The sequence below is a fragment of the Actinoplanes sp. TFC3 genome (genome assembly GCF_001553785.1).
GTDB lineage: Bacteria > Actinomycetota > Actinomycetes > Mycobacteriales > Micromonosporaceae > Actinoplanes.
Map to the genome: position 1 here is coordinate 1 of NZ_LOJP01000007.1, position 17,848 is coordinate 17,848.

17 protein-coding genes are annotated in these 17,848 nt (G+C 71.9%); 1 reads left to right on the forward strand and 16 read right to left on the reverse strand.

Annotated elements, in window-relative coordinates:
- Positions 1–3: 3 nt before the first annotated feature.
- The 11 genes from TFC3_RS33165 to TFC3_RS33215 all read right to left on the reverse strand — a co-directional run bounded on the left by TFC3_RS33165 (position 4) and on the right by TFC3_RS33215 (position 11,510).
- Positions 4–726, reverse strand: a complete 723-nt coding sequence (locus TFC3_RS33165; protein WP_067510090.1) for a VC0807 family protein — start codon at positions 724–726, stop codon at positions 4–6.
- A complete protein-coding gene (locus TFC3_RS33170; RefSeq protein ID WP_067510092.1) occupies positions 723–1,937 on the reverse strand; it encodes an NAD(P)/FAD-dependent oxidoreductase in 1,215 nt (404 codons plus the stop codon). Before TFC3_RS33170 ends, TFC3_RS33165 begins: the two co-directional genes overlap by 4 nt.
- Positions 1,934–2,425 carry a MarR family winged helix-turn-helix transcriptional regulator gene (locus TFC3_RS33175; protein WP_067510094.1) on the reverse strand — a complete coding sequence of 164 codons (492 nt, stop codon included), beginning with the start codon at positions 2,423–2,425 and terminating at the stop codon, positions 1,934–1,936. The genes TFC3_RS33170 and TFC3_RS33175 overlap by 4 nt, the downstream gene beginning before the upstream one ends.
- Positions 2,422–3,390 (reverse strand): amidohydrolase family protein, encoded by a 969-nt coding sequence (locus TFC3_RS33180; RefSeq protein ID WP_067510096.1) that lies wholly within the window; start codon positions 3,388–3,390, stop codon positions 2,422–2,424. Before TFC3_RS33180 ends, TFC3_RS33175 begins: the two co-directional genes overlap by 4 nt.
- Positions 3,390–5,858 carry a PEP/pyruvate-binding domain-containing protein gene (locus TFC3_RS33185; protein ID WP_067510098.1) on the reverse strand — a complete coding sequence of 823 codons (2,469 nt, stop codon included), beginning with the start codon at positions 5,856–5,858 and terminating at the stop codon, positions 3,390–3,392. Before TFC3_RS33185 ends, TFC3_RS33180 begins: the two co-directional genes overlap by 1 nt.
- Positions 5,859–5,896: 38 nt before the next feature.
- A complete protein-coding gene (locus TFC3_RS33190; protein ID WP_067510100.1) occupies positions 5,897–6,163 on the reverse strand; it encodes a ferredoxin in 267 nt (88 codons plus the stop codon).
- Positions 6,163–7,374 (reverse strand): cytochrome P450, encoded by a 1,212-nt coding sequence (locus tag TFC3_RS33195; RefSeq protein ID WP_067510102.1) that lies wholly within the window; start codon positions 7,372–7,374, stop codon positions 6,163–6,165. Before TFC3_RS33195 ends, TFC3_RS33190 begins: the two co-directional genes overlap by 1 nt.
- 13 nt (positions 7,375–7,387) lie before the next feature.
- The gene (locus tag TFC3_RS33200; protein WP_067510104.1) at positions 7,388–8,563 is read right to left on the reverse strand and encodes an aminotransferase class I/II-fold pyridoxal phosphate-dependent enzyme; all 1,176 of its coding nucleotides are present in this window, start codon (positions 8,561–8,563) and stop codon (positions 7,388–7,390) included.
- 109 nt (positions 8,564–8,672) lie between these two features.
- Positions 8,673–9,656, reverse strand: a complete 984-nt coding sequence (locus TFC3_RS33205) for a zinc-binding dehydrogenase (protein WP_067510106.1) — start codon at positions 9,654–9,656, stop codon at positions 8,673–8,675.
- A gap of 31 nt (positions 9,657–9,687) precedes the next feature.
- Positions 9,688–10,302: a malonic semialdehyde reductase gene (locus TFC3_RS33210; RefSeq protein ID WP_082772725.1), complete on the reverse strand. Its 615-nt coding sequence runs from the start codon at positions 10,300–10,302 to the stop codon at positions 9,688–9,690.
- On the reverse strand, positions 10,299–11,510 hold the full coding sequence (locus tag TFC3_RS33215) for a nucleotide disphospho-sugar-binding domain-containing protein (protein ID WP_082772726.1): 1,212 nt from the start codon (positions 11,508–11,510) through the stop codon (positions 10,299–10,301). Before TFC3_RS33215 ends, TFC3_RS33210 begins: the two co-directional genes overlap by 4 nt.
- 171 nt (positions 11,511–11,681) lie before the next feature.
- On the opposite strand from TFC3_RS33215, the gene TFC3_RS39855 reads away from it, so the two are divergent.
- Complete coding sequence (locus TFC3_RS39855; RefSeq protein WP_067510108.1) at positions 11,682–12,707, forward strand: LLM class flavin-dependent oxidoreductase; 1,026 nt, start codon at positions 11,682–11,684, stop codon at positions 12,705–12,707.
- 61 nt (positions 12,708–12,768) lie between these two features.
- On the opposite strand, the gene TFC3_RS33225 is transcribed toward TFC3_RS39855, so the two are convergent.
- The 5 genes from TFC3_RS33225 to TFC3_RS33245 are packed head-to-tail and all read right to left on the reverse strand — an operon-like array spanning position 12,769 to position 17,838.
- Entirely contained in the window at positions 12,769–13,227 is a 459-nt protein-coding gene (locus TFC3_RS33225; protein ID WP_067510110.1) for a pyridoxamine 5'-phosphate oxidase family protein, read from the reverse strand.
- Positions 13,224–14,417, reverse strand: a complete 1,194-nt coding sequence (locus tag TFC3_RS33230) for a nucleotide disphospho-sugar-binding domain-containing protein (protein ID WP_067510112.1) — start codon at positions 14,415–14,417, stop codon at positions 13,224–13,226. Before TFC3_RS33230 ends, TFC3_RS33225 begins: the two co-directional genes overlap by 4 nt.
- Position 14,418: 1 nt before the next feature.
- Complete coding sequence (locus TFC3_RS33235) at positions 14,419–15,612, reverse strand: cytochrome P450 (protein ID WP_067510114.1); 1,194 nt, start codon at positions 15,610–15,612, stop codon at positions 14,419–14,421.
- Between the two features lie 9 nt (positions 15,613–15,621).
- Positions 15,622–16,752 carry a cytochrome P450 gene (locus tag TFC3_RS33240; protein WP_067510117.1) on the reverse strand — a complete coding sequence of 377 codons (1,131 nt, stop codon included), beginning with the start codon at positions 16,750–16,752 and terminating at the stop codon, positions 15,622–15,624.
- 21 nt (positions 16,753–16,773) lie between these two features.
- Positions 16,774–17,838 carry a methyltransferase gene (locus tag TFC3_RS33245; protein WP_067510119.1) on the reverse strand — a complete coding sequence of 355 codons (1,065 nt, stop codon included), beginning with the start codon at positions 17,836–17,838 and terminating at the stop codon, positions 16,774–16,776.
- Positions 17,839–17,848 lie beyond the last annotated feature (10 nt).

The following is a 17,848-nucleotide window of genomic DNA, read 5'->3' on the forward strand; positions in this document are numbered from 1 at the left end:
AACTCAGACGGTGGGGGCGGGCGCCGCGTCACCGTTGGTGCGGCGCGTGCCCTGGTGCTTGATCTGCTCCTGGATGTCGTCGACGATCTTGCTGATCGCCGGGACCTGGGAGCCGAAGAAGGCGAGTACGGCGACGATCACGATGATGCCGGGCAGCTGCGAAATCACGAACGACTCGTCCAGCTTGGCCGGCGACCAGTGGTAGACGATCACGATGCGCAGCACGGCCTCGATGAGCAGGCCGACGCCGAACACCGCGGTCATCAGCCGCTCGCGCAGCCGGAACGGGCGGGACTCGTCCCAGGCACGGGCGTAGGCCTTGGTGCGCACCGGGTCGCCCTCGGTGGCGATCGGGGTCACCGCGGTGTAGATGATCGGCTTGCCGACCACGCAGGTGAACAGGAAGTACACTCCGGTCAGGGTGGTGTAGAAGGCCGGCTTGATGGCCACCAGGCGCGGGTCGTTGGTGATGAACAGCAGCCCGATGGACAGCACGATCTCCAGCAGCACCAGGATGCCGATGAAGTCGAGCTTGCGGCGGCGGATGGTGTTGACCAGCGCGTACACGCCGGTGCCGACGCCGGCCAGGGTCAGCGCCCAGAAGTCGCTGCTACCGAGCTTCTTGAGCAGGAAGTAGAGGATGACCGGGACGATGACGTCCAGCAGCGTCGGCAGCAGGGCTCGCAGCCGGCCACCACGGGCGGGAGTCTGGTTGGTGGCGTTCATGCAGGGCTGCCTTTCTGGGCGAGGTCGGCGGTTTGGAAGATCGTGGCCGCGCCGGAGAGCGAGTCACGAACCGCCTGGTATCCGTATTGACGCATGTCGCACTCGAAGCTGGTTATAGCCGCGAGCAAGTCACCCCGACCGCCTTCGACCCGGGCGATCCGGGAGGCCAGCAGGGCGGCGTCGCGCAGCGCGGTGTTGGCTCCCGTGCCGCCGACCGGGGTGGTCGCATGGATGGCGTCGCCGAGCACGGTGACCCGCCCCGGCGTCCACTCGCCCGACGGCAGCGTCGAGCGGATCGACAACGCGAAGGTGTCCGCCACGACCGACTCGGCGACGAGCCGGCGTACGGTCGGGTGCCACGCGCCGACCAGCCGGCCGGCGATGGCGTGCAACCGCTCGGGTGTGGCGGTGAACAGCTCCTGCTCGGCGACCGGGTAGGAGCCGATCGGGGCCACCAGCGTCCACTTCACGTACGCGGGCACTGGGTGCAGCTTGGCATAGGGGGCCAGGTCCGCGGCGGCCTGCTCGGGGGAGCGGACCGGTTGGAAGACCCCCAGCGCCAGGGTGGTTCGCTCGGGACCGAGCACCGGCCGCGACCCGCCGAGCAACTCGGCCGGCACCCACTCGCGCACCTCATCGGTGAGCGGCAGGTGGCCGTAGATCGCGCGCAGGCCGGTGTCGAGCACCTCGGTGTGCGGCAGCAGTTGCCCGCGTACCACGGAGTTGATGCCGTCCGCGGCCACCAGCACATCCCCGGCGGCCTCGCTGCCGTCGGCGAACCGGACGCTGACGTGGTCGTCGTGCTCGGTGTAGCCGGTGACGGTCTGCCCGAAGTGCACGACGTCGTCGAGCCCGGCGAGCAGGATCTCCCGCAGCGTGCGGCGGTTGACCACGATGGCCGCCCGCGCCGGGTCCAGCGGCGCCGCCGGGCGCCACGAACCGAGCGGGTTGAGCTGGTGGTCGTACGACGTGCCGCGCGGCATGTACATCTGGTTGGCGGTGGCGTGGGCCAGGTCGTTGAGCTCGGCCGGCAGGCACTCGGCCAGCGCGGTGCGCCCGTGTTCGTCGATACGCAGCCGGTAGCCCTGGTGGCGCGACTGGGTGCTGGAGTCACGTTCGTAGACGGCGACGCTGATCCCGTGCCGGCGCAGGCCCTGCGCCAGGCAGAGACCACCGACCCCGGCCCCCGCGATGATCACATGGAGTGTCATTTCTCCTCCGCTGGTGCCGCCTGGCGCTGCCAGGTCCGGCCCGCCCCGGGCTTGGGCTGCCCGCCGCGGGACTCCTTGATGGACACCGCGAGCCGGCTGAGCAGCGTGCCCAGCTGCACGGTGTCCTCGGCGCTCCAGTCGGCGAGAAAGCCGGCGAAGCGGTCGTGCGACTTGGCGACGAGCCGGTCGAGTTCCTCCTTGCCGGCCGGGGTCAACGCGACCCGGAAGGAGCGCCTGTCGTTCTGGTCGTTCTGCAGCTCCACCTGCCCCGACTCGGCCAAGGCGTGGATCTGCCGGGTGACCGCGGACAACGACATCTGCATCTCGCCGGCCAGGTCGGAGGGTCGGACGTCGGTGGTTTCGTCGATGAGCTGCAGGATCGTCAGCCGGCTGCCCTCGCCTTGGCGTTCGCGGGCACGGGAGAGCTCGCGGCCCAGGGCGAGCAGGCCGCCGGTCAGCACCTTGATGTCCTGGGCGTCCGGATTCATACCGACAGCCTAGAGCTAGTTGCGTCACGCAAGCAAGTAGTTTCGGTTTTTCCGGCGAGCCGCGGGAACAGCCGCAGCGCGTTACCCCGCTCCACCAGCTCCCGCCCCCCGCCCGCCAGCTGCGGCCACGGCCCGTCCAGCGCCGCCACCACCTCGCGCACCGCCCCGGCCGGCGCGGCACACCAGTCGGTGCCGAACACCACCCGCTCGGGTCCGACCGTGCTCAGCAGGCTGGGCAGCGCCGACGCCCCGGTCAGCGCGGTGTCGTAGTAGAACCGGTCCAGCGAGCGCGCCACCAGACCCGGCTCCACCCCGAAGAAGGCCGAGGACAGCAGGTCCGCGCGGGTGGCCGCGTACGGCAGGAAGCCACCCCCGTGCGACAGCACGAACCGGATGTCCGGATAACGATCGAGCGCCCCGGACAGGATCAGGCTCAACGCGCCGCGCGTGGTGTCGAGCAGAAAATCCGCCAGCACGTACGGCACCTGCGCGGCGGCCGCCCCGGGCAACGCCTGCGGATGCACCAGCACCACCGCCGAGCGCCGGTTCAGCTCCTCGAACACCGGGTCGTAGAGCGGGTCACCCAGGTACGACTCACCCGAATGCGGCACCAGCAGCACCCCGTCCGCGCCCAGCACGTCATAGCTGTACCGGATCTCCTCCAGCGCCAGCTCCACGTACGGCATCGGCAACGCCGACATCAACCCGAACCGGTGCGGCTGCAGCGCCACGTACTCCGCCACCGCCACGTTCACCGCCCGGTGGAAGGTCCCGGAGCGGCGCGCGTCGGTGAAGAAGTTGCCCGGCACGGCGTTGGAGATGATCGCCACTCCGATGTCGTGCTCGGCCATCACCCGATCGGTCTCCGAGGCCGACCACGGGATCGTGAACGGCGCCCCGAGCTCGCGCATCAGCCGGGAGATCTCCGGCAGGATGGCGTGGTGGTGCACGTCGATGCGGCTCATCACAGCTCTCCGGCGAGGGTCACCACACCTGCGGCGCCGTCCACAGTGATCACCTGACCGTCGCGGAACGTGCTGGTTGCCGACCCGGTGGCCAGCACCGCCGGCACCCCGTACTCGCGGGAGATGATCGCCGGGTGCGACAGGATGCTGCCGTTGTCGGTGACCAGCGCGCCGACGCTCGGGAACAGCACTGCCCACTGCGCGGTGGTCTCCGGGCACACCAGCACGTCACCGCGGCGCAGCTTGCCGAACTCGGTGACATCGCGGATCACCCGCGCCGGACCGGTGTAGCGCCCGGCCGAGGCGGCCAGCCCGCGCAGGGTGCCGGCCGGGGACTCGCCGCCCGGGCCGCCTGCCCACAGGCTCATCGACCACTGGGCGAGCTGGGCGACGTACTCCGCGCCGGCCGAGGGCTCCGGCAGGTCGGGGCCCATCTCCAGCGGTGTGGGCGGCGGGCCGTAGAACGCCGGGCCGGGGTGCGCCGCCGCCCAGGTGTGCTGACCGCGGCCCGTGCGGACCTGCTCGCGCAGATCCGCGCGCGCCGGCAGTGCCTCCAGCGCGGTCTCCAGGTCCAGGTGCAGCACGTCGTGGGCGTGCTCGGTCAACCCGGCCGCGGTGAGCCGGCCGCCGAGTTCCAGCAGCGAGTAGCGCAGCAGCGCCCACAGCGACACCGCGTAGTAGACCTTCTCGTCGCGTACCGGCGCACCCAGGTCGCTGCCGGCCAGCGCCGCCTCGAACCGCTGCCGCGCCTGCGGACCGGCCGCGGCCAGCCCCGGCTCGGCCTCGGCGAGCGTGGCGTCCAGCCGGGCCCGCAGCGCCGCCCGCTCCCGGTCGGCGTCGAACGGCTCGTCCAGTTGCGCGCGGATCAGGTTCAGCAGCACCGCGGGCTGCTCGGCCAGGGTGGGCTCGGTCAGATCAAAACCGATGGTCCGGTGGCAGTACGCCTCCCGGTAGTCCAGCAGCGCCTGCGCGAACTCCGGATCGGTGCGGCCCAACTGTTCGACGGCATCCGGGGCGCCCTGCTCGATGATGGCCCGCACATCCGGGCGCGCGGCCGCCAGCCGGGCCAGCTCGCCGAGACCGATCGCGATCTGCATGTGGTCACCCACCAGCCCGCCGCGTAGCTGCAGCGTCTGCGCGGCACTCCAGCCGAGTACCTCCTGCGCGGCCACACCCAGCTCGCCGAGCAGCACCACCGCGGCGCCGGTCAGCCGGAAGTACACGTCGTGCACCTCGGCGAAGAAGCCGGTCATGTCGCGGATGTGCGCCAGCAGCGTGGCGTCGTCGATCTCCACCGGGTCGATCTCGCGCAGCGCGGCCAGCCGGGCCGCGAACGCCGGCTTCCACTCGGTGTTCCAGCGATCCACCAGCTTGCGCGGCGCGCCGTCGCGGATCTGCACCGCGATGTCCTCGATGCGAGCCAGCTGGGTGCCCGGCTCGGCCTGTGGCAAAGACATGTAGACCCAGCCGCCGATCGAGCTGGCCTGCGGGGTCGCGCCGGTGGTGAAGCGGAACACGTGGCGGGCGGCGTCGCTGAACACCGGCAGGAACAGTGAGGTCTGCAGCCGTGTCCACGGCCGCACGGCGTTGCGGTCGCGGGTGGAGAACTGCTCCGGCTCCTCGATCGGGATCTCGATCTGCTCGCGCACCACGGCGCTGAGCGTGGTGATCGGGCGAGCCTGCAGCAGGAACAACTCGCCGCCGGCGTACGCCCATTCGATGTCCTGCGGCTTGCCGTAGTGCTCGGCCGTGCGCACCGCGAGTTCGGCCACCTCAAGGGCCTGAGCGGCGTCGATAGCGGCCGGCTCACCCGGCGCGGCGGCCGCGGTGATCTCGGCCTTGCCGTCGCGCACCAGCCACTCGTCGGCGGTCTGCTCGCCGGCCATCAGCCGCTCGCCCAGCCCCACCACCGCGCTGATCAGCACCTCGTCGCTGTCGCCGGTCACCGGGTTGCAGCTGAACGCGACACCGGCCGCGTCGGCGGCGACCATGCGCTGCACGAGCACGCCCACCTCGGCCGAGACGTGCCCGTCGCCGCGGTAAACCGCGATGCGCTCGGAGAAGCCCGACGCCCAGCAGGTCCGCACCGCCTCGAGCACCCCGTCCAGGCCGCGCACGTTGAGCACCGACTCGTACTGCCCGGCGAACGACTGGCCGGCCAGGTCCTCGGCCACCCCGGAGGAGCGCACGGCCACCGGATCGTCGCCCAGCCCGGCCAGCGCCGCGGCGACCTCCGCGACGAAGGACTCGGGCAGCGCCATCGCCATGATGTGCGCCCGCACCTGAGCGGGCTCCTCCGAGCCCGGCGGCGCGGCCGCGAGGCAGGCGTCGAGCGCGTCGGTGGTGACCGAGAAACCGTCGGGCACCACGGACCCGGCGGCGACGAGGTCGGCCAGGACGGCGGACTTGCGGCCGACCCGGTCGGAGTCGTCGAGACGGGTCTGCGACAGAGGAAGAATGTAATTCACGGCGCTGTCCCCTTCACGGAAGGTGAGCATCGAATCTACTAACGGTGGACACAAGAGTCGGAAGACGGATGATGATCGGGCCCGCTCGAAGCAGACTCGAATCCCGGGCCGGCCGCCACGATCGTGATGGCCCGCACCGGGCAGAGATCGGCCGCGGTACGCACCCCGGCCTGCAGACGCGCAGGTGGCTCGCTCAGCAACAGCAGCACTGTGCCCTCGTCGTCGTCCTGATCGAACACCTCGGGCTCGGCCCGGCTGCACTGCGCGGCGCCGACACACCGTCCGGTGTCCACCTCCAGGCGCATCACCAGGTCACCGGCAGCTCGTGCACGCCGAACAGGTTCGCGTCGCGCTTGAAGCGCAGCTCGCCGAACGGCACCGCGAGGCGCAGCCCTGGGAAGTCGCGCAGCAGCGCGGTGAACACGATCTCCAGCTCCAGCCGGGCCAGGTTCGCGCCGATGCACTGATGGGGACCGTAGCCGAAGGCCAAATGGTGCCGCTCGGTGCGGTGGATGTCGAACTCGTCCGGGCGCTCGAACGCCGCCGGGTCCCGGTTGGCCGAGGCGCCCAGCGGGATCACCCCCTCACCGGCCCGGATCACCACGCCCTCACCCAGGTCGATGTCGGCCAGCGCCGTGCGGCAGGTGGCCAGCTCGGCAATCGACAGGTACCGCAGCATCTCGTCCACCGCGCCCGGCATCAGCGCCGGGTCGGCACGCAGCCCGGCCAACTGCTCCGGGTGCTGCAACAGCGTCAGTGTGCCCAGCGCGATCATGTTCGCGGTCGTCTCGTAGCCGGCGAACAGCAGCAGCAGCGCCATGACCACCAGCTCGTGCACCGACATCGCCCCGGTGGCCACCTGCTCGGCGGCGATCCGGCCGAGCATGTCGTCACCGGGCGCGGCGCACTTCGCGCGGACAAGGTTGCGGACGAAGGCCAGCAGCTCGTCGAACAGCTCCCGCTCCGGGTGCTCGGTCATCAGCGCGGCGGTCAGCGCGGCGAACCGAGCGTAGCCGGCGTCGGGCACCCCGAGCAGCTGGGCGATCGCCAGCGTCGGTACCGGCAGGGCCAGCGCGGTGACCAGGTCGGCCGGGCGCGGACCGGCGGCCAGCTCGGCCAGCCGCTGCGCCACGTTCTGCTCGATCGCCGGGCGCAGCTCCTTGATCCGCCGGGCGGTGAAGCCGGGGATGAACATCCGCCGGTGCGGGCCGTGCTCGGGCGGGTCCATGCCGACGAACACCCGCACCTGGCTCAGATACCGCGAGTCCTCGGTCAGGAACGGGTAGCCGGGCCGGGTCCGGTCCGAGCTGATCCGCGGATCCACCAGCAGCCGCCGGACGTCGTCGTAGCGGGGCACCACCCACGCGCCCGCGCCGTCGGGCAACCGCACCCGAAACGCCGGTGCCTGCTCGCGCATGTCCCGGTACGGCGGTGGCGGGTCGAACGGGCAGCCCCGGCGCATCGGGAAGTCCGGGGCCGGTCCGGTGCTGACGGCGGTGCTCACCTCGGTGCTCACGTCGTCCCCTTCCTCAGGCCGCGCGGGCCGCGGCGGCCGGCTGGGTGATGGCGACGCGGATGATGCCGGCGATCGCGGCGGCGTCGGCTGCGGACACTGCGATGCCGGTGGGCACCGCCAGCACCTGCGCGGCGAGCCGTTCGGTGTGCGGCAACCGGGTGCCGTCGGCGTACGGGCGCATCTGATGACACCCGGGGGAGAAGTACGCCCGCCCGTGCACGTTCTCGGCGGCCAGGATTGCCAGCAGCGTGTCGCGGTCGAGCCCGGCGCGCCGCTCGTCAACGGTCAGGATCACGTACTGGTAGTTGTTGCGTTCGCGCTCGTCGAAGCCCAGCACGCTGATCCCGGGCAGACCGGCCAGCCCGTCCCGGTACGCATAGTAGTTCTCCCGGTTGTGCGCGATGAACCGCTCCATGCTGTCCAGCGAGGTCAGCCCCATCGCCGCGGCCGCCTCGTTGAGCTTGGCGTTCAAGCCGATCAGCTCGACCTGCTCGGCCCGGGCGATGCCGAAGTTGCGCATCCGGCGGGCCCGCGCGGCCAGCTCCGGGTCGTCGGTGACCAGCGCGCCACCCTCGAAGCTGTTCACGAACTTGGTGGAGTGGAAGCTGAACACCTCGCCGTCGCCGTTGCCCCCGATGGGCCGGCCGGCGGAGGTGCAGCCGAAGGCGTGCGCGGCGTCGAAGAACAGCCGCAACCCGTGCTCGGCGGCCAGCTCCTCCAGCTCGGGCACCGGCGCCGCGCGCCCCCACACGTGCACGGCCAGGATCGCGCTGGTACGCGGGCCGATCAGCGAGCGGGCATGCTCCGGGTCGAGCGCGCCGGTCAGCGGGTCCACGTCGCAGAACACCGGCGTCAACCCCAGCCAGGCCACCGCGTGCGCCGTCGCGGCGAACGTCAGCGACGGCACGATCACCTCGCCGAGCACCCCGGTCGCGCGCAGGGCCAGTTGCAGCCCGGCGGTGGCGTTGCAGGTTGCCACGCAGAACTCGGTGCCGGCGATCGCCGCGACCCGCTGCTCGAACTCCTCGGCCAGCGGGCCGCCGTTGGACAGCCAGGCCCGGTCCAGCGCCGCGTCCAGCCGGGCGAACAGCGCCGCCCGGTCACCGATGTTGGGCCGGCCGACGCTGCGCGGCGTAGCGAACGCCGGGGTTCCGCCGAAGGTCGCGAGATCCTCGGGCACGTGTTTCACGAGACCACCGCCAGCAGGTCGAAGCGTTGCGGGCCCCGCGCCGGGGCCACGCCGATCAGGATGGACGCCGGCCGCCGAGCCCGGCTCGAAGCGGCGTCCAGGCACGCGCTCACGCGGTGAACACGATCTTGCCGGTGACCTCGCCGCCGAGCATTGCCGCGAAGCCCTCCGGCGCGCGGGTCAGCGGCAGCTCACGGTCGATCAGCGGCCGCAGCCCGGTACGGTCCAGAAACGCCAGCAGGTCACCCAGATCCTGCGCGGTGCCCATGGCGCACCCGACAAGCTGCAGCTCCCGGAACACCAGCCGGTGCAACGCGTGCTGCACCGCCCGCACGTCGGTGGCCCCCGAGCGGTAGCCGGCGCAGACCACCACACCTCCGGGGTGCAGCAGGGCCAGCGACCGCGACCAGCTCGCCTCGTCGACGCCACCGTCAACCACGACATCGACCTCGCGGGGCAGGGCATCATCGCTGCCGAACACCTCGTGCGCGCCCAGGCGTCGTACCGCATCCTCCTGCCCCGGCGCGGCAACCGCCCACACCTGCGCGCCCGCCGCGGCCGCCAGCTGCATCATCGCGGTCGCAATGCTGCCCACCCGCTCGCGGCCCTGCACGACCACCGTCTGCCCCGGGCGCAACCCGGCCCGTACGAACAAAGCCCGATAGGCGGTCAGCCACGCCGTCGGCAGGCACGCCGCCTCGGCGAAGCTCAGCGAAGCCGGCTTGGCCACCACGTTGCGCGCCGGCACCAGCACCTGCTCGGCGAAGCTGCCCGGATAACGCTCGCTGAGCACCGTGCGTCGCGGGTCGAGGGTTTCCGGGCCGACCCAGCCGGGCTCGTTGACCAGCCCGTGCACCACCACCTCGGTGCCGTCGCCCAGCACCCCGGCGCCGTCACAGCCCAGCACCATCGGGTACTGCTCGGCGCGCATGCCGATGCCCCGCAACGTCGAGATGTCATGCATGTTCAAGGTGGCGGCACGCACGGTCACCGCCGTCCACCCGGGCGGCACCGGGGCCGGCGGCCGGTCACCCAGCCGCAGCGCGCTCAGCGGATCCTGTGGGCGGGGCTCGGCCGCGTACACAGCGAACATGGGGGTCCTGCCTTTCCGGGACGGTGGGTGGTCAACATGTGCGCGACACCTGCTCGTAGCCGAGGCGGGGGAGCCGGTCGTAGGACTTGGGCAGCGCCCGGCCCACGTTGAGCACCAGCAGCGACTCCCAGCGCCCGTCGGGGAAGAAGTCCCGGTCCAGCGCCGCGTTGTCGTAGCCCGACATCGGCCCGGCCGCGAGCCCGGCCGCGCGCACCCCCACGATCAGATAGCCGATCTGCAGCCAGGTGTTGGCCAGCGCGGTCTCCCGGCGCTGCTCGCGGGTCAGCGTGTCCATGTAGTCGAACAGCGGCTGGGCGCCGGGGTACAACGCCGGCAGCTCCCGGTGAAAGTCCAGATCGGCCGCGAGCACCAGGCTCAGCGGGGCACCTGCTGCGCGGTCGCGGTTCTGCCCGTGCAAGTGCCGGGCCAGCCGGGTACGACCCGCCGCCGAGCGCACCACCACCATCCGCAACGGCTGCTCGTTGAACGCCGTCGGACCGCAGCGCACCAGATCCCAGATCGCGGCCAGTTGCCCATCGGACACCGGCTCGTCGGTGAACCGGCTCGCCGAGCGGGCCTCGCGGAACAGCAGATCAACCGCCTCGGCCCCCAGGGGCAGCAACGACTCGTACGCCGGGGCGCTCACTGGTGCACACCCACGCTCCCGGTGGCCAGTTGCTGCAGCCGCGCGGTGACCTGCGACAGGCTCGGTGCGGCCAGGATGTCGTCGCGTTGCTCGCGGGCCGACTCGGCGTACCGCTGATCCTCCAGCACCGTCAGCACCGCCGCGCGCACGCTCTCCGCGGTGGCCGTGGCCCCTTCGAGCATGACGCCGCCACCGCTGCGCTCGACCTGCCAGCCATGGAACATCTCATCGGGCATCTGCGGTACGACCACCTGCGGCACCCCGTTGACCAGTGCGGTCATGGTGCCCCCGGCGCCGCCCTGCTGCACCAGCGCCGAACAGGTCCGCAGCAGCGGGTGCAGCGGCACCCGGCCCACGAAGCGCACGTTGTCCGGCAGCGTGCCGAACAGCTCGCGCTGGCTGTCCACCACGGCGACGACCACCTCGGCGTCGACCTCGGCCAGCGCGTCGACCACCAGCGGCGCCTGCATCAGGTGATCAAAGCCCAGCAGCGCCCGCGACGTACCCCAGCTGACCGCGACGCGGCGGCGGGGCGGCTCGGCCAGTACCCAGGCGGGCACCTCGGCCGGCCCGTTGTACGGCACATAGCGGATGCGCTCGCGGACCCGCCCGTCGTCGACCTGCAGCCGAGCCGGCGCCGGATCCAGGGTGATGTCACCGTTGACGCCCAGCCGGTCCAGCCCGGAGCGGGCCGCCAGGGCACCGGTGAGCGCGTCCTCCATCTCGGCGATCGGCGCGGTGAAGTCCACGCTCCACAGATGCCGGACCGCGGGGATGCCGAGCAGCCGGGCGATCAGCGGCCCCACGAACGCGGCCGGCTCGAACACCACCAGATCCGGGCGCCACCACCGGGCGAAGGCCACCGCGTCATCGGCTTGGGCCTCGGCCGACTCCACCGCGACCCGGAACCCCATCAGGCGCCGCCTGCGGGTGCGTTCGGCGTCCTCGTCCGGCGCCGGGGTGTTCGCGGGCCGTTGCGGGGTGGTCGGCCGCCAGTTGCGCGCCTTCAACTGCTCGCGCAGGGCGGCATAGGAGTCAAAGTCGGAACCGGCACCGTACGCCGGCAGCCCGGCCCCCACCGCATTGGGCACCATGCCCGGGTTGCTGACCACCGTCACCTCGTGCCCGGCGGCGCGCATTGCCCAGGCCAGCGGCACCATCGGGTTCAGGTGCCCGTTCATGTCCCAGGTCGCGAACAAGACCCGCATGCTGCCTCCCGGCTGTCCTCCGCGCTCCCAAGCTCGGCGCGCCGCCAGGCTGCCCGGCTTCGCTCGCGGGGCGGTCGACGCGCGCTCGGGCCGTACGGCTCCGTTGTGGCTCGACGCCGGCCCGCCACCATCGCGACCGTAGGTTTCCGTCCTCACCCCGCGGGAGTGCTCGTGCGACTCGCTGTTTTTCTTCAACCCTCCGGAGCCGTCGAAGTGGCCCGCGAAGCCGAACGCCTGGGCTGCGCCATGGCCCTGGCCCCCGAAGGCTTCCGCGCCGACGCCCCCTCGGTGCTCGGCGCGGTGGCCGCCGTGACCAGCACCATCGGGCTCGGCTCGGGTGTCATGCAGATCCCCGGACGCGCCCCGGTCATGACCGCCCTGACCGCCGCCACCCTGGACGGGCTGTCCGGCGGCCGGTTCCACCTCGGCCTGGGCGTGTCCAATCCCGACGTCTCCCGCGGCTGGTACGGCGTCACCTTCGACCACCCCCTGCAGCGCACCCGCGAGTACGTCGAAGTCGTGCGCACCGCGCTCAGCGGTGCCCCGGTGCGCCACGCCGGCCGGCACTACCCTCTCCCGCCGCCCGGCTGCGACGAACCCGCCCACCTGCGCGCCGCCGCCACCCGTGCGGACCTGCCGATCTATCTGGCCGGGGTGGGGCCGCGCAGCCTGCGCCTGACCGGGGAGATCGCCGACGGCTGGATCGGGGTCTTCCTGTCACCCGAGCGGGTCCGCGAATCCCTGGAACAGGTTGCCGAGGGCCGCGCGGTGGCCGGCAAGACCCTCGACGGCTTCGAGGTGCTGCCCTCGATCGCGATCGGCGTGGGCGACGACCCGCAGGTCGCGGCGCGTCCATTGCGCGACTACTTCGCCAACTTCATCGGCATGGGTGACCCGGCCCGCAGCATCTACTTCCGCCTGGCCGAGCGTCTGGGATTCGGCGAGGCCGCCGCACAGATCAACGCGCACTGCCGCGCCGGCAACCGCCCGGCCGCCGCCCGCGCGGTTCCCATGGAGCTGATGGATCAGGTGGCGCTGATCGGCAACGAGCACCGCCTCGCCCCGCGGCTGGCTGCCTACGCCCGCGCCGGGGTGACCACGCTCGGGTTGACGCTGCTCGCCCCCACGGTCGAGGGCCAGATCGAGGCGCTGCGCGTGGCCGCCCGGGCCCTGGAGCAGATCAAGCAACCGGCCTGACGTCACCCAAAAGCGCCGCCCTCGCCCACATGGGCGACGGCGGCGCTTTCAGGTTGCGGGGTCAGCTGAGCCAGTGCCCGTCCTCGCGGACCACGCGGCCGGGGATCTCGTGCACCCCGCGCCACGCCTGCACGCTGTCGGCCGGCAGCCGCAGCGCCACCACGCCCGGCACCCGCTGCGGGCTCAGCGGCAACCGGCGGAAGATGAGCGGGTTGAGGTCCTCGGCGGGCTCGATCTGCACCTCGCCGTCGACCAGGACCACGTCGCTGCCCGTGCCGATCGCGGCGCGCGCGTGCGGCTCGGTGCGCAGGTTGCGGACCGTGCGCGAGGTCGTCTTGGTGGTCATGAGCAGCGCGGAGCCGTCCCAGTAGTACGACAGCGGGATCAGGTGCGGACCCTGCGGACCGGAGGTGGCCAGCCACAGGTGCCGTTCGTGGGTGAGTTTGCGCAGCACGTCGTCGCGGCGCTGGGGGAGCGGGCGCGGGGGCGTTGCCGGTGCGGGCCTGAGCACGTCGGTCATCTGGAACTCCCGGTGGTGAGGGCGAGCAGGTCGGTAACGGTGTCCGCCGGTGCGGGCACGGATCGGATCTCTTGCTGCAACGCGGCGGCAGCGGTGGCGTACGAGGGGTCGCTGGTCACGGCGTCCACCCGCTCGCGGACGGCCGGGCCGGAGAAGTCCGCGGCGGCCAGCACGGTGCCCGCACCCGTCGCGGCGAGCCGGGCGGCTTGGAACTTCTGGTCCACCAGTTGCGGCAGCACCAACTGGGGCACCCCGAGCGCAGCCGCGGTCAGCGTGCTGCCGAACCCGCCCTGATGGATCACCGCGGCGCAACCGGGCAGCACCTGCTGCAACGCGAGCGAGGACACGACCCGGGCGTTGCCGGGCACCGGGCCCAGCCGTTCCCGGTCGGCCGGGGTGAGCGTCACGACCACGTCGAGCCCGGTGCCGGCCAGTGCCTCCAGCACCGCCGGCGGGGCGAACGGCGCGCCCAGCGAACTGCTCGTCGCGCCCCACGTCAGGCAAACCCGGTTACCCGCCGGTGATTCCCTCAGCCAGGACGGCGAATCCGCGCGCCCGTTGTACGGCACATAGCGCTGCACCGTGCGGCTCACCCGCGCCGGGATCTGCATGCTCGGCGGGCAGATGTCCACCGTGTGCGTGCCGAGCGGGTCCACCGGCGCGATCCCGAGCCGCCCGGCCAGCGGTGCGATCAACGCCGGTACGACCTCATGCGCCTGATACGTCAGATCCACCCCGTGCAGGTGTCGTACCGCCGGAACCCCCAGCAGCCCAGCCACCAACGGCCCGGCGTAGGTGGCCGGCTCGAACAGCACCAGGTCCGGGCGGAACGCGCGGGCCACCTCGACCAGGTCGTCGAGCATCGCCGCCGAGCGCGCCGCGAACACGCTGAACACCTTGCTGACGCGCACCCACTCGTCCGGCGTCCACACCTTCGCGCTCTGCCCCGGCGGCGGTGGCGGCGGCACGTCGGCGTGCGTCAGATCGCGCATCTGCCGCCGGCGCAACGCCTCGTGGTCCAGATCGGCTCCGGCCGCCACGAACGGCACCCCGGAGTCACGCACCACCGCGGCCAGCGCCGGCTGGCTGGCCACCAGCACCTCGTGACCGGCCGCCCGCAGCGCCCACAACGTGGGCACCAGCGGCAGATAATGCGACGGCCACGCCCACGCGGTCACCAGGACCCGCACGTCACCACTCCACCGGGATGCTGATGAAACCTTCGAGCAGCGCGCCCGGCTGACGCTGCAACTGCTCGGCCGGCACGTGCAGCTTGAGATCGGGAAAGCGGCGCAGCAAACTCTCGGTGGCGATCTGTAGCTGGAGCCGGGCCAGCGCCGCGCCGACGCAGAAATGCGCGCCCAAACTGAACGTGAGGTGCGCGTTCTGCTCCCGGCTGATGTCGAAACGTCCGGGGTGTTCGAACACGCTGTCGTCCTGGTTGGCCGAGTCCACCGCGGGGATCACGCTGCTGCCCGCCGGCAGGGTCCACCCGCCCATGTCGATGTCCTCGGTGACATAGCGCAGCATCGACACCGACGACCCGACCAGCTTCCAGCGCAGGGTTTCCTCGACGGCCTGCGGGATGAGCCCGTAGTCGGCGCGCAACGCGGAAAGCTGCTCGGGATGCGACAGCAGCAACGCGATCCCGCCGCCGAGCTGGGTGGCCGTGGTCTCATAGCCGACCAGCAGCAGCAGCCGGCACCACCAGTGCAGCTCGTACTCGGCGAGCGCACCGTCGTCCTCGTCGCGTACCCGGATCATCGCGCTGATCAGGTCGTCACCCGGCGCCGACCGCTTGGCTTGCACCAGCCGCGCGATGTAGGCGTTCATCTCCTTCATGCTGCGCCCGATGTCCTCCTTGCTGAACCGGCTCACCGACAGGAACGCGTCGGTCCACCCGCGTAGCTGGTCATGGTCGGCGTCGGGCACGCCCAGCAGCTTGCAGATCACCTGGATCGGCAACGGGAACGCCAGCGCCTCGTTGAGATCGACCGGCCGCCCACCCCCGGCCGCCGCCATCTTGTCGAGCAGATCATCAACCAGACCTTGGATGTACGGCCGCAGCCTCTCCACCCGCGCCGCGCTGAACGCCTTCATCACCAGCCGCCGCACCCGGGTGTGCTCCGGCGGATCCGGGTTGATGCGCGGGTCCTGGAACATCCGGTTCTCCTTGGAGATCCGAGCCGCACCGGGCCGGGCGAGGTTGCGGCTGAGCCGGTCATCGGTGAGCAGCTTGCGCACATCGGCGTAGCGGGTCACCATCAGCGCGGTATCGCCGCTGGGCAGGGTCACCGGGCACACCGGCTCGCGGCGCAGATCACCCAGCTCCGCCGGGATCTCGAGCGCCGAGGGACGCTCGAACGGATACGGCCTGGCAGCCATGTCGATCTCCTAAAGAAACATCGGAACGGCGGTGAAGGCAGGGAAGAAGATGTCCTCGGCGCGCTGGAGCTGCGGCGTGAGCACCGCGAGCCGCAGGTTCGGGAAGCGCCGGACCAGCCGGCCGATCGCCTCCTGCAGCTGCACCCGGGCCAGCGGCGCACCCAGGCAGAAGTGCTGACCGGTGCTGAAGGTCAGCTGCGTGCGGCGCGGCGCGCGGTCCACGTCGAAGCTGGCCGGGCAGCCGAACGCCGCCGGGTCGAAGTTCGCCGCGTCCAGCGCCGGGATGACGCTGGTGCCGGCCGGCACCGGGCAGCCGCCCACCTCGATGTCCTCGGTGACCACCCGCAGCATCGACAGTGACGAGCCGACCACCTGGCAGCGCAACAGCTCCTCGACCGCGGCCGGCACCAGCTCTGGATCGGTGCGCAGCCGCTCGGGCTCGCCCGGCTGGTGCAGCAGCAGCACCACCGACCCGGACAGCTGGTTGGCAGTGGTCTCGTAGCCGGCCAGCAGCAGCAGCGTGCACCACCAGACCAGCTCCTCGGTGCTGAGCCGGCCGTCCTCGGCGTCGTGCACCCCGATGAGGTCGCTGATCAGGTCGTCACCGGGTTCGCGCCGGCGCCGCTCGATCAGCCCCCGCATGTACTCCCACGGCGGGGCGCTGGTGTCACCGAAGTGCTCCCGCTCCTGAGCCGGGACGCCGAGCAGTTCGCAGATGACCCGGATGGTCAGCGGGAAACTGAACGTGGCGTTGAGGTCGACCGGTTGCGGCGCGCGGGCCAGGTCGTCGAGCAGCTCCTCGACGATACCGGCGATCCGCGGCCGCAACGCCTCGACCCGTTTGGCGGTGAAGGTCTTGCCGATCAGCCGTCGTACCCGGGTGTGCTCCGGACCGTGCATCGCCACCGGCGTCTGGAAGATCTTCTGCTTGTTCTCGGTCATCCGGGCGGCGCCCTTACGGTTGCGGTTCTTGCTGACCCGGTGATCGGCCAGCACCGCCCGCACATCGTCGTACCGGGTGATCAGCAGGGCGGTGTCGCCGCTGGGCAGGCGCACCGGCACCAGCGGTTCCTCGTGCAGCCCGGCCCACTCGGCCGGTTGGTCCACCGGTGAGGGCCACCGGAACGGGTACTCGTGCATCGCCGTGGTCTCCCAGCTCTCTCAGATCGGGCGGGCCTCGACGACGCTGTGCGGGGGAGCGGTGCGGGTGACCTCGACCAGCTCGAAGCCGGCCTGCGCCAGCAACGCGGCCCACTGCGCCCGGTTGCGTTCCTTGCCGCCCAGGCTCACCCCCATCGCGATGTCCATGGCCTTGGCGAAGTGCCACTCGTTGAGCTCGGCCACCACCGACTCGACGAGCAGGACGCGGGCTTCGCTGTTGTCGCCGATGGCGGTACGGATGCTGGTCAGGATCCGCACCGAGTCCTCATCGCTCCAGTCGTGCAGGATCGCCTTCATCACATAGGCATCCGGACCGCTGGGCACCGACTCGAAGAAGTCACCGACCACGCATTCGACGCGGTCCGCCACGCCCTGCCCGGCCAGCACCGGCGCCGCCCCGGCCACCGCCGACGCGGTGTCGAACAGCGTGCCCCGCAGCTCGGGCTGCTCGGTGAGGATGGCCGACAGCAGCCGGCCCTGCCCACCGCCGATGTCGGCGACGTGGCGAAATCGGCTGAAGTCGAAGTCCTTGGCGACCTGGTCGGCGCGGTTGCTCACTCCGGTCATCGCCTTGTGGAACACCTCGGCGTACTCGCCGCCGTGGGCGGTCTCCATGTAGTCGAACCAGCCCTGCCCGCCGCGCAGGGCCGGGCCGGCGGGCTGCCCGGTACGCAGCGTGTCGATCGCCGAGCCGAAGCAGTTCCAGACGCTCTCCTCGCCGTACAGGTAGGCGAGGTGGCGCACCGAACCGGGCGCGTCGCTGCGCAGCAGGTCCGCGGTCGGGGTGAGAGCGAAGCGGCCGTCGGTCTGCTCGGCGAACACGCCGGCACCGGCCGCGCAGCGCAGGAAGCGGTAGAGCATCTCCGGGTCGCAGCCGGTGGCTGCGGCCAGGTCGGCCACCTCGCGCGGGCCGTCGGCGAGCAGGTCGGCCACGCCGACGCGGGCGAGCACGCAGACGACCGCGGAGACCATCTTGCCGGCGAGCAGGTTCAGCAGTTCCTGCTGCGGGGTGGGCGACAAGGCGGCGGCAGTGGCGGGGGTGAGAACAGTGGCGGGCGCTGTCATGGTGGTTCCT

What these genes read in the sequence shown, in the direction of transcription:
- TFC3_RS33165 (WP_067510090.1), bottom strand. Translation starts at nt 726, where the DNA reads ATGAACGCCACCAACCAGACTCCCGCCCGTGGTGGCCGGCTGCGAGCC.
- TFC3_RS33170 (WP_067510092.1), bottom strand. Translation starts at nt 1,937, where the DNA reads ATGACACTCCATGTGATCATCGCGGGGGCCGGGGTCGGTGGTCTCTGC.
- TFC3_RS33175 (WP_067510094.1), bottom strand. Translation starts at nt 2,425, where the DNA reads ATGAATCCGGACGCCCAGGACATCAAGGTGCTGACCGGCGGCCTGCTC.
- TFC3_RS33180 (WP_067510096.1), bottom strand. Translation starts at nt 3,390, where the DNA reads ATGAGCCGCATCGACGTGCACCACCACGCCATCCTGCCGGAGATCTCC.
- TFC3_RS33190 (WP_067510100.1), bottom strand. Translation starts at nt 6,163, where the DNA reads ATGCGCCTGGAGGTGGACACCGGACGGTGTGTCGGCGCCGCGCAGTGC.
- TFC3_RS33205 (WP_067510106.1), bottom strand. Translation starts at nt 9,656, where the DNA reads ATGTTCGCTGTGTACGCGGCCGAGCCCCGCCCACAGGATCCGCTGAGC.
- TFC3_RS33215 (WP_082772726.1), bottom strand. Translation starts at nt 11,510, where the DNA reads ATGCGGGTCTTGTTCGCGACCTGGGACATGAACGGGCACCTGAACCCG.
- TFC3_RS33225 (WP_067510110.1), bottom strand. Translation starts at nt 13,227, where the DNA reads ATGACCGACGTGCTCAGGCCCGCACCGGCAACGCCCCCGCGCCCGCTC.
- TFC3_RS33235 (WP_067510114.1), bottom strand. Translation starts at nt 15,612, where the DNA reads ATGGCTGCCAGGCCGTATCCGTTCGAGCGTCCCTCGGCGCTCGAGATC.
- TFC3_RS33240 (WP_067510117.1), bottom strand. Translation starts at nt 16,752, where the DNA reads ATGCACGAGTACCCGTTCCGGTGGCCCTCACCGGTGGACCAACCGGCC.
- TFC3_RS33245 (WP_067510119.1), bottom strand. Translation starts at nt 17,838, where the DNA reads ATGACAGCGCCCGCCACTGTTCTCACCCCCGCCACTGCCGCCGCCTTG.